Source organism: Blastococcus sp. SYSU DS0510, from assembly GCF_054050835.1.
Window position 1 is genome coordinate 138,777 of sequence record NZ_JBJHAC010000006.1, and the last position, 23,216, is coordinate 161,992.

Below are 23,216 nucleotides of genomic sequence, written 5' to 3' on the forward strand. Positions count from 1 at the left end.
ACGCTAGCCGCCGCCCGTCAGGCGTCCCCCGCCAGGGCGGCGACGGCGGTCCGCGCCTCCTCGACGGGGAGCGCCAGCGTCGCGTCGCCGACCGCGAGCTCGACCCGCACGACGCCGGGGTCGCCGGTGACCGCGGCCTGCGGCCAGGTCCACAGGGCCTGCTCGGCGGCGAGCCGGCGGGCGGCCGCCGTGAACGCCTCCGGGGTGGTGCGCAGCAGCAGGTGCAGCATCGGCGTCTGCGGCCGGTCGGGGACGACGGTGATCCCGGGGAGGTCGCGCACGGCGTCGGCCACCTCGCGGGCGCGCGCCAGGTAGGCGGGCATCAGCGGCAGCCGCCGGCGCAGGCAGGCCAGCGCCGACGCCGCGCCCGGCCAGAGACCGAAGAGCGTGCCGCCGAGCCGGCGCCGCCACTCGCGGACCTCGGCCACCACGTCGGCCGGGCCGGCCAGGCAGCAGCCGGCCAGCGCGCCGATGCCCTTGTAGAAGCTGACGTAGACGGTGTCGAACAGCCCGGCGATCTCGGCCGGCGTGCGGTCGTACCCGGCCGAGGCCTCCCACAGCCGGGCGCCGTCGAGGTGGGCGGCGGCGCCGCGCTCCCGGGCCCAGGCCACCTGCGCGACCAGGTCGTCCCACGCGGGCAGCGGGCCGCCGAGGTCGCGCTGCGGCAGCTCCACCAGCAGCGCGGCAGGCTGCTCCGCGACGGCGTCGAGGTCAGCCCGCAAGAGCAGCCTGTACCGGTTGCCCGCCGGGCGCAGGACCATGCCGTGCAGCCGCTCGAACGCCTGCTCCTCGTGCCGGATCAGGTGGCTCTCGGGGTGGCAGACGACGGTGCGCCGGCTGCGCCGCTCGGCGTGCACCCGCAGCGCCGCCTGCTGGGCCATGACGCCGCTGGGCAGGTACACCGACGCCGGGAGGCGGAGCAGCCCGGCGACCTCCGCTTCCAGCTCCGCCACGACGCCGCCGTCGCCGTACCGGTCGGGTGCGGTGCCGGGCGGGACCGTGGCCAGCAGGTCGGCCGGGCGCCAGTCGCCGTGCCCCGTCAGCGCGCGGGTGCAGGGATCGCGCAGGGCGAGGAGGTCGTCGTCCACCTGGTCAGTCTCGCCCGCCGGGCGAGGGGTGGAAGGGGCGGCCCGCGGCCAGCCGCTCCACGCAGGCCGCGATCCGCTTCGCCCGGCCGGCGGGGGTCACGGCGGTGTGCACCCGCCACAGGACGGCGTAGCGGTTCTGCCCGTCGAGGGCGTCGAAGGCGGCCCGCGCCCCGGGCTCGGCGTCCAGGACCGCGGCGAGGTCGTCGGGCACCGTGATGGTGGCCGCGCCCGGGTAGGCGCGCTCCCACCGGCCGTCGGCCCGCGCCGCCTCCACCGCCGCCAGCCCGGCCGGGCGCATCCGCCCCTCGGCGATCAGCCGCTCCACGGTGGCGACGTTCTTCTGCGACCAGACGCTCCGCGGGCGGCGCGGGGTGAGGCGCAGCAGGTGGTAGGAGTCGTCCAGCCGGAGCCCGCGCCCGTCGATCCAGCCGAAGCAGAGCGCCGACTCGACGACCTCGGCGGAGGTGAGGGAGGCGATGCCCGAGCCCTTGCGCGCGATCTGCACGTACAGCCCCGGGGCGGTGGCGTGCTCGGCCTCCAGCCAGGCCTCGAAGGCGGGCTGGTCGGGGAACGGCAGCATCGGCAGGTCCGTCGGCGTCGGCACGCCGCCATCCTGGCCCCCGGGTGTGACAGCCGGGCGCCGTCAGCCCGCGAGCAGCTCGCGCAGCAGCGCGTCGACCGCCGCCGTCTCGACCAGGAAGCCGTCGTGCCCGTAGGGCGAGCCGATGAGCCGCAGCGGCACGCCCAGCGCGTCGGCCACCCGCTGCTGCTGCTCCGGTGGGTACAGCCGGTCGCTGTCCACGCCGGCGACCAGGGCGCGGGCGGTCACGCCGGCCAGCGCCGCCTCCACACCGCCGCGGCCCCGGCCGACGTCCCAGCTGTTCATGGCCTCGGTGAGCACCACGTAGCTCCCGGCGTCGAACCGGCGGGTCAGCTTGGCCCCGTGGTGCTGCAGGTAGGAGGTGACGGCGAAGCGGCCGTCCTCCTGCAGGCGCGCGCCGAAACGCGCCTCGAGCTCCGCGGCGCTGCGGTAGGTGAGGTGGGCGATCCGGCGGGCGACGTCGAGGCCGTCCACCGGCGGGTCGTCCAGCGGGTAGTCCCCGCCGCGCCAGCGGGGGTCGGCGCGCACGGCCGCCTGCTGGGTGGTCTGCGTGCCGATCTGGTCGGCCGAGGCGACGGCGGTGGAGGCGAGGAAGAACAGCCCCGCCACCCGCCCGGGGAACCGGACCGCCCACTCCAGCGCCCGCATGCCGCCCATCGAGCCGCCGGCGACGGCGGCGAAGCGCCGGACGCCCAGCGCGTCGGCGAGCGCCGCCTCGGCCCGGACCTGGTCGCCGACGGTGATCTCCGGGAAGCGCGAGCCCCACGCTCGCCCGTCGGGCGCGGGTGACGACGGCCCGGTCGTCCCCTGGCAGCCGCCCAGGACGTTCGCGCAGACGACGAAGAACCGGTCGGTGTCCAGCGCGGCGCCCGGGCCCACGACGCCGCCCCACCAGCCGGGCGTCGGGTGCCCCGGCCCGCGGTCGCCGACGACGTGGCTGTCGCCGGTGAGCGCGTGCTCGACCAGCACGGCGTTGCCGCCGTCCGGGGCGAGGGTCCCCCAGGTCTCGTAGGCGATCCGCACGCCGGGCAGGCTGCCGCCGCGCTCCAGCTCGAACGGGGCGGGCAGGTCGAGGAAGCGCCGGCCGCCCGCCGGATCCCCCTCGGCCCACCCGCCCACGTCAGGCGGACTTGGCGGCGCGGAAGCCGGCCTCGAGATCGGCGAGGATGTCCTCGATGCCCTCCAGGCCCACGGCGAGGCGCACCAGGCCCGGCGTGACGCCGGTGGTCAGCTGCTCCTCGGGGGTGAGCTGGGAGTGCGTCGTCGAGGCCGGGTGGATCACCAGGCTGCGCACGTCGCCGATGTTGGCGACGTGGCTGTGCAGCTCCAGGGCCTCGACGAACCGCTTGCCGGCCTCCACGCCGCCGTGCAGCTCGAAGGTCAGGACGGCGCCGGCACCCTTCGGCGCGTACTTCTGCTGCGCGGCGTGCCACGGCGAGGACGGCAGCCCCGGGTAGTTCACCCGCTCGACGGCGTCGTGGGCCTCGAGGAACTCGGCCACCCGCTGCGCGTTCTGCACGTGCCGCTCCATGCGCAGGGAGAGCGTCTCGATGCCCTGCACCACCAGGAAGGCGTTGAAGGGGGAGACCGCGGGCCCCAGGTCGCGCAGCAGCTGCACCCGCGCCTTCAGCGCGAACGCCGGTGCACCGAGGTCGGCGTAGACGACGCCGTGGTACGTCGGGTCGGCGGTGGTGAACATCGGGTGCCGGCCGCCGGTCCAGTCGAACGACCCGCCGTCGACGATGAGCCCGGCGATGACGGTGCCGTGGCCGCCGAGGTACTTGGTGGCCGAGTGGACGACGATGTCGGCGCCGAACTCCAGCGGCCGGACCAGGTAGGGCGTCGCGATGGTGTTGTCGACGATGAGCGGGACCCCGTTGCGGTGGGCGACGCCGGCGACGGTCTCGATGTCGAGGATGTCGCCCTTCGGGTTGCCGATCGACTCGGCGAAGAACGCCCGGGTGTTCTCCTGCACGAGGGACTGCCAGTTCTCCGGGTCGTCGGGGTTCTCGACGAAGGAGACGGTGATGCCCATCTTCGGCAGCGAGTGGTGCAGCAGGTTGTAGGTGCCGCCGTACAGGGACGCCGACGCGACGAGGTGGTCGCCGGCCTCGGCGAGGTTGAGGATGGCTAGGGTCTCCGCGGCCTGGCCGGAGGCGACGGCGAGCGCGGCGACGCCGCCCTCCAGCGACGCGACGCGCTGCTCCAGCGCATCCTGCGTCGGGTTCATGATCCGCGTGTAGATGTTGCCCATCTCGGCCAGCGCGAAGAGGTCCGCCGCGTGCTGGGTGTCGCGGAACTGGTAGGCGGTGGTCGCGTAGATCGGCAGCGCGCGGGCGCCGGTCGTGGGGTCGGGGCTCGTGCCGGCGTGGATCTGCCGGGTCTCGAAGCTCCAGCTCTGCGGGTCGGTCATGCGCCGTCTCCTTCGCTCGCGGGAGATCCCGCGGCGCACGGGAGCTCCGTCCTTGCCGGGGGCGGGGCGCCGACCGGCCGGCTCTTCCCCTGGAGCACCTCAGACGGAGTTGAGGTTGCCGGGCAGCCAGCCAGGTGCTTCGCGCTGCCTCTCAGGAGCCGACGTGATCCTAGGACGCCCCGCCGGGCGACGCACACCCGCCCGGACGCGGGCAGCGATGTCCCACGTGAAACAGCGGCCCACGGTCCTAGGAACCGGGCGCGGTCTCCTCGCCCGTGCCGCCGGTCGGCGCGGGAGCGGTCGTCTCCGGCGCCGTGGTGGTCGTGCCCGGCGCGGTGGTGGTGGGCGCGGAGGGCGAGGTGGTCGGCTCGGGCTGCTGCGTCGTCGTCTCCGGCTCCTCGGTGGGCTCCGTCTGCTCGGTCTGCGCCGGCTCGGTCGTGCCCGTCGGCTGGGTCGGCTCGGTGACCGCCGTCTCCCCGGTCGCGGGCGCGCCCTGGGCCGGGGGCTTGACGTTCAGCCAGAGGGCGAAGACCGCCACGAAGAGGATGGCGAGCACGACGGTGGAGGTGCGGGCGCGGCCCAGGTGCCGGGGGATCGCCGCCCACCAGCCGTGCCGCGGCGCCGGCGACGGCGAGTCGGTGGGCGAGCCCGGCGCGGCGGCGGGGGCGGTGCTCACGGTGGGCTCCTCGGAGGCGCGGGCGGCCGGGTCGCGGCGCTCGTCGGGTGTCTTCACCGGACCCCCTCCTGGACGGCCGTCGCGCCGTCCTGCGCCAGGGGCGCCGCCGTGGGCGGCGGTACCTGCATGCCCTGGCTGCGGAACGCCTGCACGATGCGGGCGCGCAGGTCCCGGCCCACCTCGAACTGCTTGCCGGGCAGCGTGCGGGCGACCACCCGGACGTTCACCTCGTCCAACCCGAGGGTCTCCACGCCCATCACGGTGGGCGGGTCGAGCAGCAGCGGCCGCATGGCCGGGTCGCGGAACGCCTCCCGGCCCACCCCGCGCAGGACCTCGTTGGCCCGGTTCACGTCGACGGTGGTCGGCAGGGGGACGTCGACGACGGCGCGTGCCCAGTCGCGGGACAGGTTGATGACCTTGACGATCTGGCCGTTGGGGATGGTCACGACCTCGCCGTCGGGCGAGCGCATGCGGGTGACCCGCAGCGTGACGTCCTCGACCGTGCCGTTCGCGGGGTCGCCCCCGCCGACCACCTGGATCGAGACGACGTCCCCGAACCCGTACTGGCGCTCGGTGATGATGAAGAACCCGGCCAGCACGTCACCGACGATGCGCTGCGCGCCGAAGCCCAGGCCGACGCCGAGCACGGTCGCCGGCGCGACGAGGCCGGTCACCGGGATGCCGAGGCGGTCGAGGATGAAGAAGACCGAGATCGAGTAGATGAGCACGACCAGGGCCCAGGTGAGCACCTGGGTCAGCGAGTGGCGGTGCTTGGCGGCCTCCGACCGGACGAGCGCGTCGCCGCCGGTGGAGTTCCGGTCGATCCGGTCGGTGATCTTGTCGCCGACCCAGCCGACGAAGCGGGCGAGCAGCACCGACCCGAGCCCGATGAGCACGACCTCGAGACCGCGCCCGGCCAGCCAGTCCAGCACGTCTCTCAACGCGTCCACGTGGCGGCACTCCGTTCGTCGGGGGAAGCGACCCTCCCACCATGCTCACCGCCGGACGACGATGCCAGCCCGACCCGCCGGGTCGCGCGTCCGGAACGGCCGGGCAGGCCGCTGACCTGCGGCGGAGTGGCTGCGGAGAGATGACTCACGCCGGGCTCACCGCGGCTCGACGAACAGCGACTGGCTGGACCGGCCGATCGCGCCGTCGGCGTCGAACAGGACGGCGAAGCACTGCGCCGCCCCGGCGCCGCCGTGCACGGTCGTGGCGTCCATCCCCAGCCACTCACCGCGCGGCGGCCGGTGCAGGGCCACGGTGAGGTCGACGTTGGCGAACGTCGCCCGGGTCCAGTCGAGCGTCGCCGAGATGCCGCTCGCGGCGTCGGTCATCACGAGCAGGTGCTGCAGCGGCGTCATCGGCTCCCCGGCCACGAGGGCGCACTCCGGCCGGGTCCACGCCGTCGCCGGCCCCGGCCCGTTGAAGGTGCCGGCGGCGAACCGCCAGTCGAGCGCCCGGTGGTAGGCCACCTCGCTGCTGAAGAACGCCGCACGCTCGGCGCGGCTCCCCTCCGGCCCGGCCGGTGCCGGGTGCGGCTGCTCGGTCTCCGCCGCGGCGTCGTCCCGGCAGCGCATCCGCCAGGCCGACAGCCGCATGAGCGCCGCGCCCCCGGCGTCGAGGACCGCCTCCACCAGCTCGATCCGCCGGCCGGGGCGGACGACCGACGTGCGCACCCGCACCGGGCCGACCGGCACGGGCGCCAGGATGTCGTAGGCCAGGCGGACGGTCTGCCCGCCCTCGATCGCGCTGACCTCCTCGGCGGCGCGCAGGAGCAGCGCGGCCGGCGGCCCGGCGTGCTGGAACCCCGTGTCCCAGGGGCCGATCGTGAGGGCGGTGGCGGCGAAGCCGTCGCCGTCGGGCAGGTAGAGGGCCTCCGGAACGTCCACGGGGTCGAGTCTTCCGCCGCCGGTCCCGCCCGCCGCCGCCGGGTTCCCGCATCGGTGTGTGCTGCCACGGCGCCGCAGCGTCACAGCGCGCCCGCCGGGCGTGGCCACCCGGCCGATCCGGTATCGGAAACCGTTGTCCCGCCGGATCGGCGTCCGTACGTTCCGTGGCGACGGGGTGACCGTCGGCGCGAGGGGGCAGCATGGTGCGAGCGCACGAGTGGGACGGCAGCCGGCGTCTTGCGCGCCCGCCCGGTGGGCGGCGGCCCTGGTGGGTCTCGCACCCGGCCCCGGAGCCGGCCGCGCTGCGCCTTGCGTGGGAGAGCGCGGGTGGGCGCGCCCGGGTGGTGGTCGACGGTGACGTCGACCTGGTCACCGCTCCGCACCTGGAGGCGTTCGTGGCCGGGCACCCGCTGGTGGGCTGCACCGTCCTCGAGCTCGACCTCGGCGGGGTGCCCTCGATCGGCTCGGCCGGCCTCTCGGTGCTCACCGGCGTCCGCCGCTGGTGCCAGCAGCGCGGTATCGACCTGCTGCTGCGCGACGTGCAGCCCTCGGTGTGGCGGGTGTTCGAGGTGACCGGCCTGGACGCCGTATTCGTCGCGGCCGGCCCGGCGACCTGCCCGCCCGCTCAGGACCTCGCGCTGTTCTGATCCGGTAGGTGTCTCCGTCGGCCATGCCCGCTACCGTGCGCGCGTGCACCGCAGAGTCCGGCCCGGCCTCGGGTACGCCTTCACCCTCGGTGCGGCCGCCCTCTTCTCCGTCAACGGCACCGTCTCGACGCTCGCGCTCCAGGCCGGCGTCCCGCCGACCCGGCTGACGGCGCTGCGCTGCACGGGCGCCGCGATCGTGCTGCTCGTGGTGCTCGCGCTCATCGCTCCGGGCCGGCTGCGGGTGCGGCCGCGCGAGCTGCCGCTGCTCGCCGTCTTCGGGGTCGTCGGCGTGGCGCTGACCCAGTTCCTCTACTACGTGGCCATCGGGCGGCTGCCGGTCGGCATCGCGCTCGTCTTCGAGATGACCGCGCCGGTGTTCATCGCGCTCTACGTCTGGCTGGTGCGCCGCGAACGGGTGCGCAGCCGGCTGTGGGCGGCGCTGCTGCTGTCGCTGTCCGGCCTGGTGCTCGTGGCGCAGGTCTGGCAGGGCGGCGGTTCGCTGGACGCGCTCGGCGTGGCGGCGGCGTTCGGTGCGGCGCTCTGCCTGGCCACCTACTACCTGGTCGGCGAGCGCGGCACGGTGAGCCGCGATCCGGTCACCCTCACCTGCTGGAGCTTCGTGGCGGCCGCGGTGTTCTGGGCCGTCGCCGCCCCGTGGTGGCAGTTCGACGCCGGGGTGCTCGCCGAGCCGGTGCCGGTCTCGCTGGGCGGCCTGCAGCTGCCGCTCTGGCTGCTCGTCGGGTGGATCGTCGTGCTGGGCGCGGCGGTGCCGTTCTGGCTGTCGATCGCGGCGCTTCCGCACCTGGCGCCCACCACCGCCGGGCTGGTCGCGACGGTGGAGCCGGTCTTCGCCTCCGTCGTCGCCTGGCTGTGGGTCGAGCAGCTGCTCACCGGCTGGCAGGTCGCCGGCGGCATCGTCGTGCTCACCGGCATCGCGCTGGCCCAGACCGCGCGCACCGGGCGGACGCCGTCCGCGCCCCCGGTGCCGGAGACCCCGGCCCCGCTGTCGACGTGACGCGGGACCGGGGCCTCGGAGGGGTGGCGCCGCTCAGGGGGTGACGTCCTCCGCCTCGGCGAGCCAGCCGGCGAGCTCCGCCATGTACTCCGCCTGCGCGGCGTGGTCCATGCCGATGTACTTCCACGGGTGCACCTGGCCGGCCTGCGCGGCGGGCAGCAGCGTGTAGGTCGGCTGCGTGGCCATCTCCTCCGGCGTCATGGCGCCGCGCAGCGAGTACAGCAGGACGTCGCTCGGGTACCGACCCACGTCCTCCCAGCCGGCGGTCTCCCAGAAGTAGCCCTCGCCGCCCGGGTCGACGAACTGGACGCCGAGGTCGGCGTACATGTGCAGCGACGGGTCGTCGGGGGCCTTGGCCATGTAGAAGCCCTCGGCGGCATAGGCGGCGACGGGCAGCACGGTGACGCCGCCGGCCGCGGCCTCGGTGAGCGCGTCGGAGGCCGCCTCGAACTCCTCGCGGGCCTGCGTGACCTCCGCGCCCTCCATGTCCGCGCCGAGCGCCTCGGCGAGCTCGGCGGTGCGGTCGATGACGTCGGCGGCCGAGCCCGTCCAGGCGATCGCGATGATCGGCGCGATCCGGGCGACCTGCTCCTGCTGCTCCAGGCTCTCGAAGCCGTAGAGCGGCTGGGTCTCGTCGATCGTGCCCTCGGAGTCGGTCGGGTAGACGCTGGTGACGATGACGTCCGGCTCCGCCGCGGCCAGCTGCTCGAGGTCGATCTGGCCGTAGCTCTCGCCGACGATCTCGACGTCGGAGAGGTCCTTGCCCTCGAAGGCGACGTCGTCGGCGGTGGAGGTCTGGCCGAAGGTGGCCACCGGCTCCACGCCGTAGTTCCACAGCGAGGAGACGACGTCGTTGAGGCCCGCCACGCGCTCGGGGGCGGCGTCGAGCTCGACGGTGGTGCCCCGGTCGTCGGTGAACTCCCAGCCGCCCTCGGCGGCCGGCGTCGCGCCATCGGTGGCGCCGTCGGTGGCGGCGTCGTCCCCGCAGGCGCTGACGCCGACGGTGACGCCCAGGGCCAGGAGGCCGCCCATCAGGCGGCGAGAGGTGCGGTGCAACGGAACTCCCTCGGGTGAGGCGATGCGTGATCATCCCGGACGCGAGGAAGGTTAGCCTGCCCTAACTCAGACCTTCGAGAGGGGGCGGGCTCAGCGCAGCCGGCGGACGGGGACGACCATCGGCGTCCCCGTGACCGGGTCGGCCAGCACCCGGGCCTCGAGGTCGAAGACGCCGGCCAGCAGCTCCTCGGTGAGCACCTCGGCGGGGGTGCCGGAGGCCACCAGCGCGCCGTCCTTCATCGCCACCAGCCGCTGGGCGTACCGGGCCGCCAGGTTGAGGTCGTGCAGCACGACCACGACGGTGCGGCCGCGCTCGGCGTGCAGGCGGGCCACCAGGTCGAGCACGTCGATCTGGTGGGAGAGGTCGAGGTAGGTCGTCGGCTCGTCCAGCAGCAGCAGGTCGGTGCCCTGGGCCAGCGCCATCGAGATCCAGGCCCGCTGCCGCTGACCGCCCGAGAGGGCGTCCACGGGGCGGTCGGCGAGCTCGGCCATGTCGGTCCACGACAGCGCCTCGGCCACCACCGCCTCGTCGTCGCGGGACCACTGCCGCAGCCAGCTCTGGTGCGGGTGGCGGCCCCGGGCGACGAGGTCGCCGACGGTGAGCCCCTCCGGCGCGACCGGCGTCTGCGGGAGCAGCCCCAGCACCTTGGCGACCTCGCGGGTGGGCGTGCGCGCGATGGCCCGGCCGTCCAGCAGCACCTGGCCGCTCACCGGCCGCAGCAACCGGCCGAGCGCGCGCAGCAGGGTGGACTTGCCGCACCCGTTGGGGCCGACGATCGCGGTGAACGAGCCCTCGGTGAGCTGCAGGTCGAGGTCGTCGACCACCACCTGGTCGTCGTAGGCCAGCCGGACGTGCTCGGCGGCCAGCCGGACCCGCCGGGGCTCGGCCGGGTGTACGTCCTGGCGCAGCAGTTCGGTGCCGATGTCGAGTGTCACAGCGTCGCTCGCCGCCTTCCACGGACCAGGAGCCAGAGCAGGTAGGGGGCGCCGATGACGGCGGTCAGGATGCCCACCGGCAGCGCCTGGGGCAGGGCGGTGCGGGTGACCAGGTCGGCCGCGACGACGAGCAGGGCGCCGAGGATGCCGGAGGCCAGCAGCGGTGGCCGGGAGCCGCCGGTGAGCCGGACGGCGATCTGCGGGACCACGAGGGCGACGAAGGTGACCGGCCCGGCGGCCGACACGGCGAAGGCCACGAGGAACACGGCGAGCAGGACGACCGCGGCCTGTGCCCCGGCGACCCGCACCCCCAGCCCCCGGGCGGTGTCGTCGCCGAACTGGAGGACGCCGAGCACCCGCCCGGCCGCCAGCGCCAGCGGCAGGAGCACCGCGACGGCGAGGGCCAGCGGCAGTGCGTCGTCCCACGTGCGGGCGTTGAGCGAGCCGGTGATCCACACGTAGGCCGACGCGGCGTCGTAGATCTCGGCGTGGGTGAGCAGCCAGTCGGTGATCGCGGTGCCGGCCGACCACAGCGCGATCCCGATGAGCACCAGCCGGTACCCGTCGACGCCGGCCCGCCAGGTGAGCGCGAACAGCAGGGCGCCGGTGAGCAGCGCGCCCAGCAGGGCGGCCAGCGGGACACCGAGCCCGCCCAGGACGGCGCCGGTCGACGTGCCGCCGCTGAGCACGATGGCGGACACCGCCCCCACCGAGGCGCCCATGGTGATGCCCAGCGTGTCGGGGGAGGCCAGCGGGTTGCGGGCGAAGGTCTGGAAGAGCGCGCCGGCGACGCCGAGGGCGAGCCCGACCAGCGCGCCCACGACCACCCGCGGGGCCCGCAGCTCCTGGACGATGAAGACCTGTGGGCCCTCGCCGAGGCCGACGAGGGTGCGCAGCACGTCGCCGACGCCGATCGGGAAGTCGCCGCGGCCCATGCTCAGCGCGGCGGCCAGCACCAGGGCGACGAACCCGGCCACCGGCACGACGACCTGCCGCCAGTGCAGCAGCCCCGACGCGGGCCCCGCGCGCAGCACCCGGCCGGTGCGCGGGCGGGGGTGCTGCGCCGCCGGCGGGCGCACCGGGGCGCTGACGCTCACAGCCGCACCGTCCGGCTCCGGCGCACGAGGGCGATGAAGAACGGCGCCCCGACCAGGGCGAGCACGATGCCGACCTGGAGCTCGCCGGGGCGGGCCAGGACGCGGCCGAGCACGTCGGCGACCAGCAGCAGCGCGGCGCCGGCGAGCGCGGAGCAGGGCAGCAGCCACCGGTGGTCGGGGCCGGTGAGGGCGCGCACGGCGTGCGGCACGACGAGCCCGAGGAACGCGATGGGCCCGCAGGCCGCGGTGGCGGCTCCGCAGAGCAGCGTGATCGCGGCCAGGCCGACGGCGCGGGCCAGCCAGATGCGCTGGCCCAGCCCGCGGGCGACGTCCTCGCCCAGGCCGAGCAGGTTCAGCGCCGGCGCGTTGACCAGGGCCAGCACGAGGCCCACGGCGAGGAAGGGGGCGACCTGGCCGGCGACGGCGGCGTCCCGCCCGGCGAGCGAGCCGACCACCCAGAACCGGAAGCTGTCCAGCGTCTGCTGGTCGCTGACCAGGATCGCGCGGACCAGGGCGTACATGAGGGCCGACAGCGCCGCCCCGGCGAGCGCCAGGGTGACCGGGGTGGCCCCGCCCCGCCCGGCGGAACCGATCGCGTACACCAGCACGGTGCCCACCAGCGCGCCGACGAAGGCGAACCAGACGTAGCCGGCGGGCGTGGTGACGCCCAGCAGCGTGATCGCGAGGACGACGGCGAGGCTGGCGCCCGCGGTGACGCCGAGGAGCCCGGGATCGCCCAGCGGGTTGCGGGTGTGGCCCTGCATCAGCGCCCCGGCCAGCCCCAGCGCGGCGCCGACCATCAGGCCGAGCACCGTGCGGGGCACCCGGAGCTGCCGGACGATCACCGCCTCCTCGCCGGTCAGCGAGGGGTCGAGCAGCGAGCGCCACACCTCGCCGAGGCCGATGGACCGCGTGCCGACCGCGATGCTGGCCAGCGCGGCGGCGACGACGAGCGCCAGCAGGAGGGCGAGCGTGCCCAGCCGGCGCGCGCGCAGCGGCGCCGTCGGAGGTCGTGCCGCGCCCCGGGGCGGGACGTCGACCGTGGTGGCCACGAGCAGCTCCCGGGACGGACGGCAGATCAGATAAGGCTTACCTTAGCCCGGTCCGCCGTTCTCGCCAGGTGCGTCCACCTCGTGAGGGCCCTCGCCGGGGTCAGCGCTTCTGCCGCCGGCTCCCGCCGTGCCAGTCCTCCTGCTGCCCGATCTCGCCGGGCTGCACCCCGAAGGCGGGGAGCTGCGGGCGCTCGCGCAGGCTGCGCTTGAGCTCGGCGAACCCGGGGAACGACGCCAGCCCCACCACGTGGTCCCACAGCGCGACGGCCTCGTCCTCGGCCGGCAGCCGGCTGATCACCGGCCCGAAGAAGGCGACGCCCTCGGGCGGCTGGAAGTGCAGGATCGGCGTCCCGACGTCCTTGCCGGCCAGGCCCAGCGCCTCGTCGGTCTCGGCCTGGATCTGGGCGTCGCGCGCGCCGTCCTCCAGCGCGTCGGCGAGGTCGGCGGGCAGGCCCGCGTCGGCGAGCACGGGTGCCACGAACTCCGCCGTCCCCCGCGCCGCCCGGTCGCCCTCGGGGCCGTGCTCGAAGACGTGCTGCCCGCACGCCTCGTAGAACCGGGCGACGCCCTCGTTCCCGGTGCGGTCACGCACGTGGGCGGCCACGCGGAGCAGCCGCAGCCCGGCGGTGTGCCCGGCCTCGTACTCGGGCGGGAAGTGCGAGGCGTAGTCGACGTGGGCGTTGAGCAGCCGCAGGGAGATGAACCGCCACTCGACGGCGTACTCGCGCTGGGCGCTCACCTGGCGCACCCACTTGCTGGTCATCCAGGCGAAGGGGCAGACCGGGTCGAACCAGAAGCGCAGATCGGCCATGCGCCGAACCTAGGTGTTGGCGCCCGCCCCCGCCGCTCCAGCCCCGGTGCCGCCGCCCCAGGCCCGTGCGGCCGGGGTCGCGACCACGCGCCTGGGGCGGGCCGGCATCAGGCGGGGAGGACCGACTCGATCGCGGCGCGGACGGCGGGGTCGTCCGGCGGTGTCCGCGGCCGGAAGCGGGCGACCACCTCGCCGTGGCCCGACAGCACCCACTTCTCGAAGTTCCACGCCACCGGACCGGCCTCGCCGTCGACGTCCGGTGCGGCCGTCAGCCGCTGGAACAGCGGGTGCGCGCCGGTGCCGTTCACCTCCGCCTTCTCCGTCAACGGGAACGTGACGCCGTAGGTGGCCGAGCAGAACTGCTCGATCTCCTCCGCGGTGCCCGGCTCCTGGCCCATGAACTGGTTGCACGGCACGCCGACGACGGTGAACCCGCGGGCGCGGTACTCCTCGTGCAGCGCCTCCAGCGCCGTGTACTGCGGGGTCAGGCCGCAGCGGCTGGCCACGTTGACGACGAGCGCGGGCCCGCCGCCGGTCAGCTCCCGCAGCGTCGTGGCGGTGCCGCGGAGGGTGGTGACGGGGGTGTCGAGGAGGTCGCCCATGCCGCCCGCAGCACGCCGGGCGGGGTGTTCATTCCAGGCCGCTGGCGTCGTCCGGCACGTCGACGGCGTACTGCCGCAGCGCCTCCAGCGGGACGATCTCCAGCGCGCGGGCGTTGGTGGCGGCCAGCACCACCCCCGCGGCGGCCCCGGCCTGGTAGGCCTGCAGCCAGCGGGTGGCGACGACGCACCAGCGGTCCCCCGGCCGCAGCCCCGGGAAGCCGTACTCGGGGCGCGGGGTGGAGAGGTCGTTGCCCAGCTCCCGCTGCAGCGCCAGGAACTCGGTGGAGACGACGGCGCAGACGGTGTGCCGGCCCAGGTCGTCGGGGCCGGAGCTGCAGTGCCCGTCGCGGTAGAACCCGGTCAGCGGCTCGGTGGAGCAGGATTGCAGCGGTCCACCGAGCACGTTCCGCTCGTCGGCGGGGTCGGGCAGCACGGGCGCTCCTCGAGTGGGCGTGGTCGGCGCGCGCTCAGGATGGCATGGTGCCAGCGTGACCGAGAGCACCGAGATCCTCTGGCGGCCCACCGCCGCGTCGATCGCCGGCACCCGCGTGGCCGCCTTCGCCGGCTGGGTGGCGCAGCGCCGCGGCCTCTCCTTCGGCGACCCGGTGGACTACGACGCCCTGTGGCGGTGGTCGGTCGAGCACCTCGACCAGTTCTGGGGCGACGTCGCGCGCTGGACCGGGGTGCTCGACGTGCCCGACGACCGGGTGCTCACCTCCCGCGAGATGCCCGGCGCCGTCTGGTTCCCGGGGACGACGGTCAACTACGCCGAGCAGGTCTTCCGGCAGGCCGCCGACGACCGGCCCGCGCTCATCGCCGTCGCCGAGGACGCCGAGCCCGTCGAGATCCCGTGGGCGGAGCTCCGCGGCCAGGTGGGCGCGTTCGCCGCGACCCTGCGCCGGCTCGGCGTGCGCCCGGGCGACCGGGTGGCGGGCTACCTGCCCAACGTCCCCGAGACCGTCGTCGCCTTCCTCGGCGCCGCCTCGGTCGGGGCCGTGTGGTCGACGTGCGCCCCCGACTTCGGCACCCGCGCCGTCCTCGACCGGTTCGCGCAGATCGAGCCGACCGTGCTGGTCGCCGTCGACGGGTACCGCTTCAACGGCCGCCCGCACGACCGCCGGGACGTCGTCGCCCAGCTGCGCGAGGCGCTGCCCACCGTGCGGACGACGATCGCCGTCCCCCGGCTCTTCCCCGACGAGGTGCCCGACGGCGCCCTGGCGTGGACCGACGCCGTCGCCGACCGCCAGGACCCGGTGTTCGAGCCGACGCCGTTCGACGCCCCGCTGTGGATCGTCTACTCCTCGGGCACGACCGGGCTGCCGAAGGGGATCGTGCACGGGCACGGCGGGGTGGTGCTGGAGCACCTCAAGTGGGGGCTGCTGCACCAGGACCTGGGGCCGGGCGCGCGCTTCTACTGGTACACCTCGACCGCCTGGATGATGTGGAACGTCGTCGCCTCCTCGCTGCTCTCGGGCGCGACGGCGGTGCTCCACGACGGGGCGCCCACCTACCCCACCCCGGATGCGCAGTTCGCCCTCGCCGCCAAGGTCGGGATCACCCTGCTGGGCACGAGCCCCGGGTACCTGGGCGCCTGCCAGAAGGCAGGCGTCCGCCCCGGAGAGGACCACGACCTCTCCGCGCTGCGCGTGATCGGCTGCACCGGCTCCCCCCTCCCGGACGCCTCCTACCGCTGGGTCTACGACGCCGTCGGCAGGGACCTGCAGCTGGTCTCCGCGTCGGGCGGCACCGACGTCGCGACCGGCTTCATCGGGGGCTCGCCGCTGCTCCCGGTCACGGTGGGCGAGCTGCAGCGGCCCATGCTGGGTGTGGCCGTGCAGTCGTGGAACGAGCAGGGCGAGCCGGTGGTGGGCGAGCTCGGGGAGCTGGTGGTCACCGAGCCGATGCCCTCCATGCCGTTGTACTTCTGGAACGACCCGGACGGCGCCCGCTACCGCGCCGCCTACTTCGAGCCGTGGCCGGGCGTCTGGCGGCACGGCGACTGGCTCGAGATCACCGACCGCGGCACCTGCGTCATCACCGGCCGGTCGGACTCCACGCTCAACCGCGGTGGCGTGCGCATGGGCACCGCCGACATCTACGCCGCCGTCGAGGCGTTCCCCGAGGTGCTCGACTGCGTCGTGCTCGGGGTGGAGCTGCCCGAGGGCGGCTACTGGATGCCCCTGTTCGTGCAGCTCGCGCCGGGGGAGGAGCTGACCGACGACCTGGTCGACCGGCTGCGGTCGGCCATCCGGGAGCAGGCCAGCCCGCGGCACGTGCCCGACGAGGTGATCGCCGTCCCGGGGGTGCCGCACACCCGCACCGGCAAGCGGCTGGAGGTTCCGCTCAAGCGGCTCTTCCAGGGGGTCGACCCGGCGAAGGCGGTCAACACCGGCACCGTGGACGACGCCTCGCTGGTCGAGCACTACATCCGGCTGGCGAAGGAGCGGCTCAGCTCCTGAACGGTCCCCGGAGCGCGGCCCAGTGCAGCAGCATCACCGTCTTCGCGTCGGCGATGCGGCCGTCCTCGATCATGTCGAGGGCCTCGTCGAACGGGAGCTCGACGACCTCGATGTCCTCGCCCTCCTCCGCGAGCCCGCCGCCGGCCGACGTGCGATCGGCCGGGCGGTAGGGGGCGGCGAAGAAGTGCAGCCGCTCGGTCACCGAGCCGGGGCTCATGAAGACGTCGTACACGTGCTGCACCTCCCCGAGGGTCACGCCGAGCTCCTCCTCGGCCTCCCGCCGGATCGCCACCTCCGGGGCGTCGTCGTCGAGCAGCCCCGCGGCGGCCTCCAGCAGGAGCCCGTCGGGGTGCCCGTTGACGTACACCGGGTAGCGGAACTGCCGGGTGAGCAGCACGGTGCGCCGGTCGGGGTCGTAGGGGAGCAGCGTCGCGCCGTTGCCCCGGTCGTAGGTCTCGCGCTGCTCGGTCACCCACCGGCCGTCGCTGCGCCGTCGGTCCAGGGTCGTCCGCCGCAGCACGTGCCAGCCGGCGGCGAGCAGCTCCACGTCCCGGACGACGACGTCGGGGTTGCCGGTCAGGTCCTGCCCGGCCCGGTCCAGCCCGGTCCGGCCGCGGAGGTCGGGGACGTCGATCCCCGGGACGCCGGTCATGCTGACGCCGGGACGTCGGCGACGTCGGTGTAGACCGGGATGCCCCGGGCCCGGGCGAGCGCGACCATCTCGTCGGAGCCGGCCGACGCCCCGGGCAGCCGGAGCACGGCGTCGGCGCGGGTGACCAGCCGGCGGCCGACCGGGTGGAACACCTCGTCGAAGGCGGCGTCGCCGAGCCGCGTCGAGCCGGCCAGCGCGGCCAGGGGCAGCGCGAGGTCCTCGCCGTTGACCGCCAGGTGGCCGGCCCGGAACAGGTCCAGGGTGGCCTGCCGGATGCGGCGGTGGTTGGCCGCGATCGCGTCGGGGTCGTCACCGGTGCCGCTCCGGTAGGGGCCGGCGACCAGGATCATCAGGCTCATGCGGTGGTGACCTCCACCTTCGCGTCGTCGAGGGCGGCGAGGGTGTCCTGCGCCGCCGGGGTCAGCCTCGGGTCGCGGGCGCCGGCGTCGGTCACCAGCCGGCCGGCCGCCGGGAGGTCCGCGACACGGGCGAACGCCCGGACGCCGAGCTTGCTGCCGTCCGCCACCACGAGCGTGCGGTCGGCCTGGCGCAGCCCCACCTGCTTCACCGCGGCGTCCTCCAGCGTGAACTCCGACCACCCGGCGGGGGTAATGCCGCCGATCGACATGACGAACACGTCGAAGGAGAGGGCGGCGAGGACCGCGGCGGTGACCGGCCCCGCCAGGCTCCCCTCGCCGGCGCGCACCTCGCCGCCGACCACGAGCAGCCGGATCCCGGGCTGGTCGGCCAGCACCGCGGCGACCGGCAGGCTCAGCGCGGCCACGGTGAGCGGGGCCCGGCCCAGCAGCGCCCGCGCCACGTGGACCGTCGTCGTCCCGGCGTCGAGGAGCACCGTCGACCCCGGCGGGACGTGCTCGGCCGCCGCCCGGCCGATGCGCTCCTTGAGGCCCGCCTGCCAGCCGGCGCGGGCGGCGAAGTCGTTCTCCGGGGCATCGACCGCGGTGGCGCCGCCGCGGATGCGGCGGACCAGGCCGCGGCGCTGCAGCTCGTCGAGATCGCGGCGCACGGTCATCTCGCTCACGCCGAGGCGCGCGGCCAGGTCGGCCAGCGTCGCCGTCCCGGCGTTGCGGACCAGCCGCAGCGTCACGTCCAGTCGCTCGGGCACGGCCACGCCGCCATTGTGACAGACTTCTGTGAGATCTGTGAAGTCATTGTCAGAGCCGCATCGCCGGTGACGCTGGTCACCTCCGCGGGTGGACGCGGTGCGCGGGGGAACGACGAGCCGCGACAGTGGACGCCACCGCCCGCCCGACCGAGGAGGCCGACCGACGATGACGTCGAGCGCCAACCCCGCCAGCGAGATCCTCGAGCCGCAGCCGCCCGTGCTGCTGCCCCCGTGGCACACCCCGGAGCGGGAGGCGCTGCAGGAGCAGGCGCGCCGGTTCGCGATGGAGGAGGTGCTGCCGGTCGCGAACGAGCTCGACCCGCAGAAGGGCCTCATCCCGGCGTCCCTGCTGCAGCGGCTGGCCGAGCTGGGGTACTTCGGCATCACCGTGCCCGCCGAGCAGGGCGGGCTGGGTCTCGGCGTCTTCGAGTACTGCATGGTCAGCGAGGAGCTCGCCCGCGCCTGGATGTCGACGGCGAGCATCCTGGCCCGCTCCCAGGGGCTCGGCACCGCGGTGCCCGACGCCGACCGCCGGCACGAGCTGATGGCCCGCAGCGCCCGAGGCGAGTGGATCGGCGCGATCGCGCTCTCCGAGCCCGACGCAGGCTCCGACCTCGCCGGGGTCTCCACCCGGGCGGTGCTGGACGGCGACGAGTGGGTGGTCACCGGGCGCAAGCGCTGGTGCGGCAATGCCGAGGCCGCCGACTTCATCCAGGTGCTGGTGCGCGAGCGCGAGCCCCAGGAGGGGGAGTCGCGCTCGGCCGGGCTGCTCAACCTGCTGCTGGAGAAGAAGCGTGGCGAGTTCCCGGAGGGCCTGTCCGGGCACCCGATCGACAAGATCGGCTACCACGGCTTCCTCACCTGGGACCTGACGTTCGACGGCGTCCGCATCCCGAAGGACAACGTCATCGACCAGGCCAAGGCCGCGCGGGAGGACAGCGACGCCGAGGGCGAGGAGGCGAAGCAGGCCGGGTTCGCCGAGGCGCAGAAGTTCCTCAACACCGCCCGGGTGCACACGGCGGCGCGGGCGGTCGGCCTGGCCCGCGCCGCGCTGGAGGACTCGATCCGCTACCTGCAGGAGCGCGAGCAGTTCGGCCACCCGATCGGCGACTTCCAGGCCCTCCGGTTCGCCGTCGCCGAGATGGCGTCGCAGATCGAGCAGTCCCGCGCCTTTTACCGCCAGGTCGCCCACCTGCTCGACCTCGGGATGCCGGTCGCCAAGGAGGCGTCGATGGTGAAGCTCGAGGCCACCGAGATGTCGGTGCGGGTGACCAACCAGGCCATGCAGCTCCACGGCGGCAACGGCTACACCACCGAGCGGCAGGTCGAGCGGCACTGGCGCGACGCCCGGCTGACCACGATCTTCGAGGGGACCAGCGAGATCCAGAAGCGGATCGTCAGCGACCGCCTGCTCCCCCGCTCGCCGCTCGGCTGAGCCGCGGCGGCTCGGTCCGGCGCGCGAACGGCACGAGCAGGCCGGCGTCCCCCTCCTGGTCGGGGTGGCCCGGTCGAGGATCGCGCGTCACTGCTGCGCCGGGTGATCCGCCGGCTCCGGCGGGCGCACCGCGTCCAGCGAGCGGCGGACGTTGTCGATGATGTTCCCGGCCTCGAACAGGTCATCGTCGGCGGTCGCCCTGGCCCGGCGCAGCGCGGCGGCGAAGGCGCCGACCGCCTCGTCGGCCTCGCGGACGGCGTCGGGGTCGGCGGCGGCGCTCTCCACCGACCGGAGGACGTCGGCGAGCGCGGCGAGGGCCCCGGAGGCGGTCGGCCGCAGCGCCGGCCCCAGCGCCACGCGTTCGTTCTCCGCGATCTCGGTCTCGGCGATGACCAGGGTGAGGTCCTCGACGAGGAGGGTGAGCCGCTCCAGGGCCCGGGCCTGCTGGTACAGCCGCTCGGCGCTGTCCTGGTACCGGGCGGCCCGGCGGTTGCCGCGCCGGGCCTCGTCGGTCTCCTGGACCGCCGCGCGCATCTGGGCCAGCAGCGGGTCGATGGTGCGCATCCGCCCGCGCCACTCGTCCTGCGTCGGCGGGTGCTCCTGGCGCAGCCCGTCGGCGAGGTCGTCCAGCTGGTCGACGAGGGTCTCGCGCAGCCTCCCCAGGGCGTCGTCGGCTGGGGCGAGCGGCAGCGGCGGGAAGGCCGCGGCCACCAGGATGCCGACCAGCGCGCCGGCGAACGTCAGGCCGGCGAACGCGAGCACGTACCCGGTGGGGTTGTCCTGCCCCAGGACCAGCACGAACAGCGCCGAGGTGGGCAGCCAGCTGCTGCTGCTGCCCAGCCGCCCCCACCCGGCCAGCAGGACGCCGATGGCGACCACGAGCGCCAGGGCCAGGAGCTGCGGGTCGACGAGGGCCTCCCCGGCGAGCGCCACCCCAGCGCCGAGAGCGATCGAGGCCACGGTCTGCAGGGACCCGCGGACCGAGCTGGCCAGCGTGGACGCCGTCGTCGCGACCACCGCCCCCAGCGGTGCGTAGTACGGGTAGTCCGCGAACGGCCCGGGGGCGAGCTGGGCGAGGGCCCACGCCACCGCCGCCGCCACGGCCGCGCGGACGGCGAGCCCGATCCGGGGGTGGCGCGCCCAGGTGCGCCGGACCGCTCCGGGGCGCCGCCGCCACCGCCGGGGAGCGGTGCTCGTCGTGCCCTGCCGCATCGTCGTCCGTCCCGTTCCCCGTGGTCGCCCGACCTGGCATTGCACCACGGTCAGCCCGCGACCGGCACCTCCTCGTCGGCGTGGGCGATCTGCGCGAGCTGGCTCCAGATCAGCACGAGGATGACCGCCGACCCGGCGAAGGCGAACCAGAAGGGCCCGGTGATGCCCCAGACGCGCGCGATCAGCCCGCCCAGCGCCTGGCCGACGACGATCCCGCCGAACACCCCGACGTAGTAGAGGCTGCCGACCCGCCCCTGCAGGTGGGCCGGGACGGCGCGCATGCGGACGGTGCGCGACGTCGTCCCCCAGACGAACGCGTGGGCGCCGAAGACGAAGAGGACCGCTGCCGCGACCCAGGGGGCGGTGGTCAGCGCGAGCCCGAGGTGGGTGAGGGTCTCGATGACCAGGCCGACGCGCATGAGCAGGGCCAGGCTCGCGCGCCGGGCCAGCCAGTCGTAGGAGACCGTGCCCAGGAGGCCGCCCACCGCCGTCACCGTGCTGAGCAGGCCGAAGCCGATCGGCCCGAGCGCGAGCCGGTCGGTCGCGTAGAGCACCAGCACCGACCACGCGGCGCCGTAGGTGACGTTGAAGGTGACGATCGTGATCGTCAGGGTCCGGACCGGACCGTTCCCCCACGTCCAGCGCAGGCCCTCGACGATCTCGCGGCCGACGTGCCGCTCGCCCTGCGCGCGGGGGAGCGGGGGCAGCGCCATGCGCACCAGCAGCAGCGCGCCGAGCGCGACGCACAGCCCCTGGACGAGGAACGGCCAGGCCGAGCCCGCCGCGAAGAGCACCGCGCCCAGCGCCGGTCCGGCCATCTGGTTCATCGTGAGCGCGCCGGCCATCATCCGGGCGTTGCCGACGCCGAGATCGGCGCGGTCGACCACCATCGGCAGCAGCGTCCCCGAGGTGGTGTCGGCGAAGACCTCGGCGGTGCCCAGCAGGAACATGGCGGCGAGCACCGGCCCGACGCCGGTCGAGCCCGTGACGAGGGCGACGGTCAGGACGGCGAGGACGACGGCGCGAGCGACGTCCACGGCGACGACCAGCAGGCGGCGGTCGACGCGGTCGGCGAGCACCCCGGCGTAGAGGCCGAACAGCAGCCAGGGGAGACGCTGCAGCAGGGCGGCGAGCGCGACGACGAACGGATCGCTCGTCTGCGACGCCACGAGCAGCGGCCCGGCGGCCAGCGCGATGCCGTCGCCGAGGTTGGTCACCCACGAGGAGCCGACCAGCCAGCGGAACGGCGTCCCCATGCGGGCCGGGAGCACTGCTTCGACGACCCGGCCCACGAGGAGAGGAGCTTAGGCCTCCCGCGGGTGGGCGGCCGGTGCCGCCGGTCGGGTCAGCGCGGTGCCGTCTGCTCGGCGTTGAACTCGAGGACGGCGTCGAGCCAGAAGCGCAGGTCCTCGTCCGCGACGAGCGCGTCCCGGTCGACGGCGATCCACCCCTCGCCCATGGACCGGCCGGCGCCCATCTCCGCCCGGCGGGCGCCGGTCACCTCGAGGTACCCGGCGTCGCGAGCGGCGGAGACGCGTACGAGCAGGGCGCCTCCGCCGGCCGAGACGCAGGCGGCCATCTTCCCGTCGACCATGAAGGCGAGGCCGCCGAACATCGTGATCTCGCGGACGGCCCTCCCCTCGGGGAGCGCCTCGCGGACGCGGCCTGCCAGTGCGACGTCGTAGGCCATGCGCGGTCCTCTCGTCGGGAGCGTCGGCAGCGTAGGGCCTGCGGTCACCCCTCGGACGGGCTCCGCTCCTCCCGGTCCCGGTCCCGGTCCTCGCGCCGGGCCGGTGGCGCCAGTCGGGCGCGCAGGACCGGGACGCCGCCACCGTCGAGGTCGTCGAGGGCGGTGGTGCGGCCGGACATCGCCAGCAGGAGGGCGTCGGCGTCCCCGCGCACGGACCGACCGCTGCCGTGCGCCCAGTCGAGGTCGGCCGCCTCGAACCGGAGCCCGTCCAGCGCGCCCTTGGGGACGAAGCCGCCGGCGGCCAGGTAGGTCAGCGACGTGCGCAGGCGCGGCTCGGGGATGTCGCGCGGGATGCCCAGCGGCCGGCGGATGTCCAGGCCGTGGACCAGGAGGTCGGTGAGGGGCGCCTCGGGGCCTGCGCCGGGTGGGGTGAACCGCGAGTCGGCCTTCCGGTGCAGCACCTCGACGAGCTCGGCGAAGGGCCGGCGGGCCTGCTCGCGGGTCACCCGGACGTTCGCCCGGTCGAAGCTGCCGCGGCAGACCAGCATCGCGAGGAGGAACCTCCGGGTGCTCACCTCGAGGGGCACGACCAGGTGGGCGGCGACGTCGTGCACGGTCCACCCGCCGCACAGGCTCGGGGCCGCCTGCTGCTCAGCCGTCAGCCCCGACAGCATCGCCGCCAGGCCGCGGCGCTCCTCGCCGATCTCCGCGAACGTGTCCTGCACGTGGCCATCGTGGCAGGGACGCCGGATCGAG

General features: G+C 75.3%; 25 protein-coding genes and 1 riboswitch. Of the genes, 4 read left to right on the forward strand and 21 right to left on the reverse strand.

Annotation, left to right across the window (positions count from 1 at the left end):
• Nucleotides 1-17: 17 nt before the first annotated feature.
• The 7 genes from ACI79P_RS07205 to ACI79P_RS07235 form a co-directional block, all read right to left on the reverse strand.
• On the reverse strand, nucleotides 18-1,088 hold the full coding sequence (locus tag ACI79P_RS07205; protein WP_456580350.1) for a threonine aldolase family protein: 1,071 nt from the start codon (nucleotides 1,086-1,088) through the stop codon (nucleotides 18-20).
• A 4-nt stretch (nucleotides 1,089-1,092) separates the two neighbouring features.
• On the reverse strand, nucleotides 1,093-1,692 hold the full coding sequence (locus ACI79P_RS07210; protein ID WP_456580351.1) for a YdeI/OmpD-associated family protein: 600 nt from the start codon (nucleotides 1,690-1,692) through the stop codon (nucleotides 1,093-1,095).
• A gap of 39 nt (nucleotides 1,693-1,731) precedes the next feature.
• On the reverse strand, nucleotides 1,732-2,808 hold the full coding sequence (metX, locus tag ACI79P_RS07215) for a homoserine O-acetyltransferase MetX (protein ID WP_456580352.1): 1,077 nt from the start codon (nucleotides 2,806-2,808) through the stop codon (nucleotides 1,732-1,734).
• A 1-nt stretch (nucleotide 2,809) separates the two neighbouring features.
• Nucleotides 2,810-4,102, reverse strand: a complete 1,293-nt coding sequence (locus ACI79P_RS07220; protein ID WP_456580353.1) for a bifunctional o-acetylhomoserine/o-acetylserine sulfhydrylase — start codon at nucleotides 4,100-4,102, stop codon at nucleotides 2,810-2,812.
• Nucleotides 4,103-4,145: 43 nt separating this feature from the next.
• Nucleotides 4,146-4,261, reverse strand: a riboswitch (SAM riboswitch).
• Nucleotides 4,262-4,349: 88 nt separating this feature from the next.
• Nucleotides 4,350-4,835, reverse strand: a complete 486-nt coding sequence (locus ACI79P_RS07225; protein WP_456580354.1) for a hypothetical protein — start codon at nucleotides 4,833-4,835, stop codon at nucleotides 4,350-4,352.
• Nucleotides 4,832-5,728, reverse strand: a complete 897-nt coding sequence (locus ACI79P_RS07230; RefSeq protein WP_456580355.1) for a mechanosensitive ion channel family protein — start codon at nucleotides 5,726-5,728, stop codon at nucleotides 4,832-4,834. The genes ACI79P_RS07225 and ACI79P_RS07230 overlap by 4 nt, the downstream gene beginning before the upstream one ends.
• Before the next feature lie 156 nt (nucleotides 5,729-5,884).
• Nucleotides 5,885-6,670, reverse strand: a complete 786-nt coding sequence (locus ACI79P_RS07235) for a thioesterase family protein (RefSeq protein ID WP_456580356.1) — start codon at nucleotides 6,668-6,670, stop codon at nucleotides 5,885-5,887.
• A 200-nt stretch (nucleotides 6,671-6,870) separates the two neighbouring features.
• Between ACI79P_RS07235 and ACI79P_RS07240 the strand changes: the two genes are divergently transcribed.
• Nucleotides 6,871-7,317, forward strand: coding sequence for an STAS domain-containing protein (locus ACI79P_RS07240; protein WP_456580357.1), 447 nt, complete (start codon nucleotides 6,871-6,873; stop codon nucleotides 7,315-7,317).
• Between the two features lie 43 nt (nucleotides 7,318-7,360).
• Nucleotides 7,361-8,332 (forward strand): EamA family transporter, encoded by a 972-nt coding sequence (locus ACI79P_RS07245; RefSeq protein WP_456580358.1) that lies wholly within the window; start codon nucleotides 7,361-7,363, stop codon nucleotides 8,330-8,332.
• Between the two features lie 33 nt (nucleotides 8,333-8,365).
• Here the strand turns inward: ACI79P_RS07245 and ACI79P_RS07250 are convergent, their stop codons facing one another.
• From ACI79P_RS07250 to ACI79P_RS07280, 7 genes are all read right to left on the reverse strand, one after another.
• Entirely contained in the window at nucleotides 8,366-9,388 is a 1,023-nt protein-coding gene (locus ACI79P_RS07250; RefSeq protein ID WP_456580359.1) for an ABC transporter substrate-binding protein, read from the reverse strand.
• A gap of 90 nt (nucleotides 9,389-9,478) precedes the next feature.
• Nucleotides 9,479-10,324 (reverse strand): ABC transporter ATP-binding protein, encoded by an 846-nt coding sequence (locus ACI79P_RS07255; RefSeq protein WP_456580360.1) that lies wholly within the window; start codon nucleotides 10,322-10,324, stop codon nucleotides 9,479-9,481.
• Nucleotides 10,321-11,421 (reverse strand): FecCD family ABC transporter permease, encoded by a 1,101-nt coding sequence (locus ACI79P_RS07260; RefSeq protein WP_456580361.1) that lies wholly within the window; start codon nucleotides 11,419-11,421, stop codon nucleotides 10,321-10,323. Before ACI79P_RS07260 ends, ACI79P_RS07255 begins: the two co-directional genes overlap by 4 nt.
• The gene (locus tag ACI79P_RS07265; RefSeq protein WP_456580362.1) at nucleotides 11,418-12,473 is read right to left on the reverse strand and encodes a FecCD family ABC transporter permease; all 1,056 of its coding nucleotides are present in this window, start codon (nucleotides 12,471-12,473) and stop codon (nucleotides 11,418-11,420) included. Before ACI79P_RS07265 ends, ACI79P_RS07260 begins: the two co-directional genes overlap by 4 nt.
• A 100-nt stretch (nucleotides 12,474-12,573) precedes the next feature.
• Entirely contained in the window at nucleotides 12,574-13,284 is a 711-nt protein-coding gene (locus tag ACI79P_RS07270) for a mycothiol-dependent nitroreductase Rv2466c family protein (protein WP_456580363.1), read from the reverse strand.
• Between the two features lie 107 nt (nucleotides 13,285-13,391).
• Nucleotides 13,392-13,886, reverse strand: coding sequence for a glutathione peroxidase (locus ACI79P_RS07275; RefSeq protein ID WP_456580364.1), 495 nt, complete (start codon nucleotides 13,884-13,886; stop codon nucleotides 13,392-13,394).
• 28 nt (nucleotides 13,887-13,914) lie between these two features.
• Nucleotides 13,915-14,319, reverse strand: coding sequence for a DUF2237 family protein (locus tag ACI79P_RS07280; RefSeq protein WP_456580365.1), 405 nt, complete (start codon nucleotides 14,317-14,319; stop codon nucleotides 13,915-13,917).
• 55 nt (nucleotides 14,320-14,374) lie between these two features.
• On the opposite strand from ACI79P_RS07280, the gene ACI79P_RS07285 reads away from it, so the two are divergent.
• Nucleotides 14,375-16,345 carry an acetoacetate--CoA ligase gene (locus tag ACI79P_RS07285; protein ID WP_456580366.1) on the forward strand — a complete coding sequence of 657 codons (1,971 nt, stop codon included), beginning with the start codon at nucleotides 14,375-14,377 and terminating at the stop codon, nucleotides 16,343-16,345.
• Here ACI79P_RS07285 and ACI79P_RS07290 read toward each other — a convergent pair.
• From ACI79P_RS07290 to ACI79P_RS07300, 3 genes are read right to left on the reverse strand one after another with little or no spacing between them, the layout of a single operon-like run.
• Nucleotides 16,335-16,997 (reverse strand): NUDIX domain-containing protein, encoded by a 663-nt coding sequence (locus tag ACI79P_RS07290; protein WP_456580367.1) that lies wholly within the window; start codon nucleotides 16,995-16,997, stop codon nucleotides 16,335-16,337. The genes ACI79P_RS07285 and ACI79P_RS07290 overlap by 11 nt on opposite strands.
• Complete coding sequence (locus ACI79P_RS07295; RefSeq protein WP_456580368.1) at nucleotides 16,994-17,356, reverse strand: DUF4406 domain-containing protein; 363 nt, start codon at nucleotides 17,354-17,356, stop codon at nucleotides 16,994-16,996. Before ACI79P_RS07295 ends, ACI79P_RS07290 begins: the two co-directional genes overlap by 4 nt.
• A complete protein-coding gene (locus ACI79P_RS07300; RefSeq protein ID WP_456580369.1) occupies nucleotides 17,353-18,129 on the reverse strand; it encodes a DeoR/GlpR family DNA-binding transcription regulator in 777 nt (258 codons plus the stop codon). Before ACI79P_RS07300 ends, ACI79P_RS07295 begins: the two co-directional genes overlap by 4 nt.
• Nucleotides 18,130-18,289: 160 nt before the next feature.
• On the opposite strand from ACI79P_RS07300, the gene ACI79P_RS07305 reads away from it, so the two are divergent.
• Nucleotides 18,290-19,558 (forward strand): acyl-CoA dehydrogenase family protein, encoded by a 1,269-nt coding sequence (locus tag ACI79P_RS07305; RefSeq protein WP_456580370.1) that lies wholly within the window; start codon nucleotides 18,290-18,292, stop codon nucleotides 19,556-19,558.
• Nucleotides 19,559-19,645: 87 nt separating this feature from the next.
• Here the strand turns inward: ACI79P_RS07305 and ACI79P_RS07310 are convergent, their stop codons facing one another.
• From ACI79P_RS07310 to ACI79P_RS07325, 4 genes are read right to left on the reverse strand one after another with little or no spacing between them, the layout of a single operon-like run.
• Nucleotides 19,646-20,770: an FUSC family protein gene (locus tag ACI79P_RS07310; RefSeq protein ID WP_456580371.1), complete on the reverse strand. Its 1,125-nt coding sequence runs from the start codon at nucleotides 20,768-20,770 to the stop codon at nucleotides 19,646-19,648.
• Nucleotides 20,771-20,820: 50 nt separating this feature from the next.
• Complete coding sequence (locus ACI79P_RS07315; protein ID WP_456580372.1) at nucleotides 20,821-22,062, reverse strand: MFS transporter; 1,242 nt, start codon at nucleotides 22,060-22,062, stop codon at nucleotides 20,821-20,823.
• 53 nt (nucleotides 22,063-22,115) lie between these two features.
• The gene (locus tag ACI79P_RS07320; RefSeq protein ID WP_456580373.1) at nucleotides 22,116-22,460 is read right to left on the reverse strand and encodes a TfoX/Sxy family protein; all 345 of its coding nucleotides are present in this window, start codon (nucleotides 22,458-22,460) and stop codon (nucleotides 22,116-22,118) included.
• 44 nt (nucleotides 22,461-22,504) lie between these two features.
• Nucleotides 22,505-23,185 carry a maleylpyruvate isomerase family mycothiol-dependent enzyme gene (locus ACI79P_RS07325; protein WP_456580374.1) on the reverse strand — a complete coding sequence of 227 codons (681 nt, stop codon included), beginning with the start codon at nucleotides 23,183-23,185 and terminating at the stop codon, nucleotides 22,505-22,507.
• Between the last annotated feature and the right edge of the window lie 31 nt (nucleotides 23,186-23,216).

What these genes read in the sequence shown, in the direction of transcription:
- ACI79P_RS07295 (WP_456580368.1), bottom strand. Translation starts at nt 17,356, where the DNA reads ATGAGCCTGATGATCCTGGTCGCCGGCCCCTACCGGAGCGGCACCGGT.
- ACI79P_RS07220 (WP_456580353.1), bottom strand. Translation starts at nt 4,102, where the DNA reads ATGACCGACCCGCAGAGCTGGAGCTTCGAGACCCGGCAGATCCACGCC.
- ACI79P_RS07310 (WP_456580371.1), bottom strand. Translation starts at nt 20,770, where the DNA reads ATGCGGCAGGGCACGACGAGCACCGCTCCCCGGCGGTGGCGGCGGCGC.
- ACI79P_RS07275 (WP_456580364.1), bottom strand. Translation starts at nt 13,886, where the DNA reads ATGGGCGACCTCCTCGACACCCCCGTCACCACCCTCCGCGGCACCGCC.
- ACI79P_RS07270 (WP_456580363.1), bottom strand. Translation starts at nt 13,284, where the DNA reads ATGGCCGATCTGCGCTTCTGGTTCGACCCGGTCTGCCCCTTCGCCTGG.
- ACI79P_RS07320 (WP_456580373.1), bottom strand. Translation starts at nt 22,460, where the DNA reads ATGGCCTACGACGTCGCACTGGCAGGCCGCGTCCGCGAGGCGCTCCCC.
- ACI79P_RS07305 (WP_456580370.1), top strand. Translation starts at nt 18,290, where the DNA reads ATGACGTCGAGCGCCAACCCCGCCAGCGAGATCCTCGAGCCGCAGCCG.
- ACI79P_RS07240 (WP_456580357.1), top strand. Translation starts at nt 6,871, where the DNA reads ATGGTGCGAGCGCACGAGTGGGACGGCAGCCGGCGTCTTGCGCGCCCG.
- ACI79P_RS07290 (WP_456580367.1), bottom strand. Translation starts at nt 16,997, where the DNA reads ATGACCGGCGTCCCGGGGATCGACGTCCCCGACCTCCGCGGCCGGACC.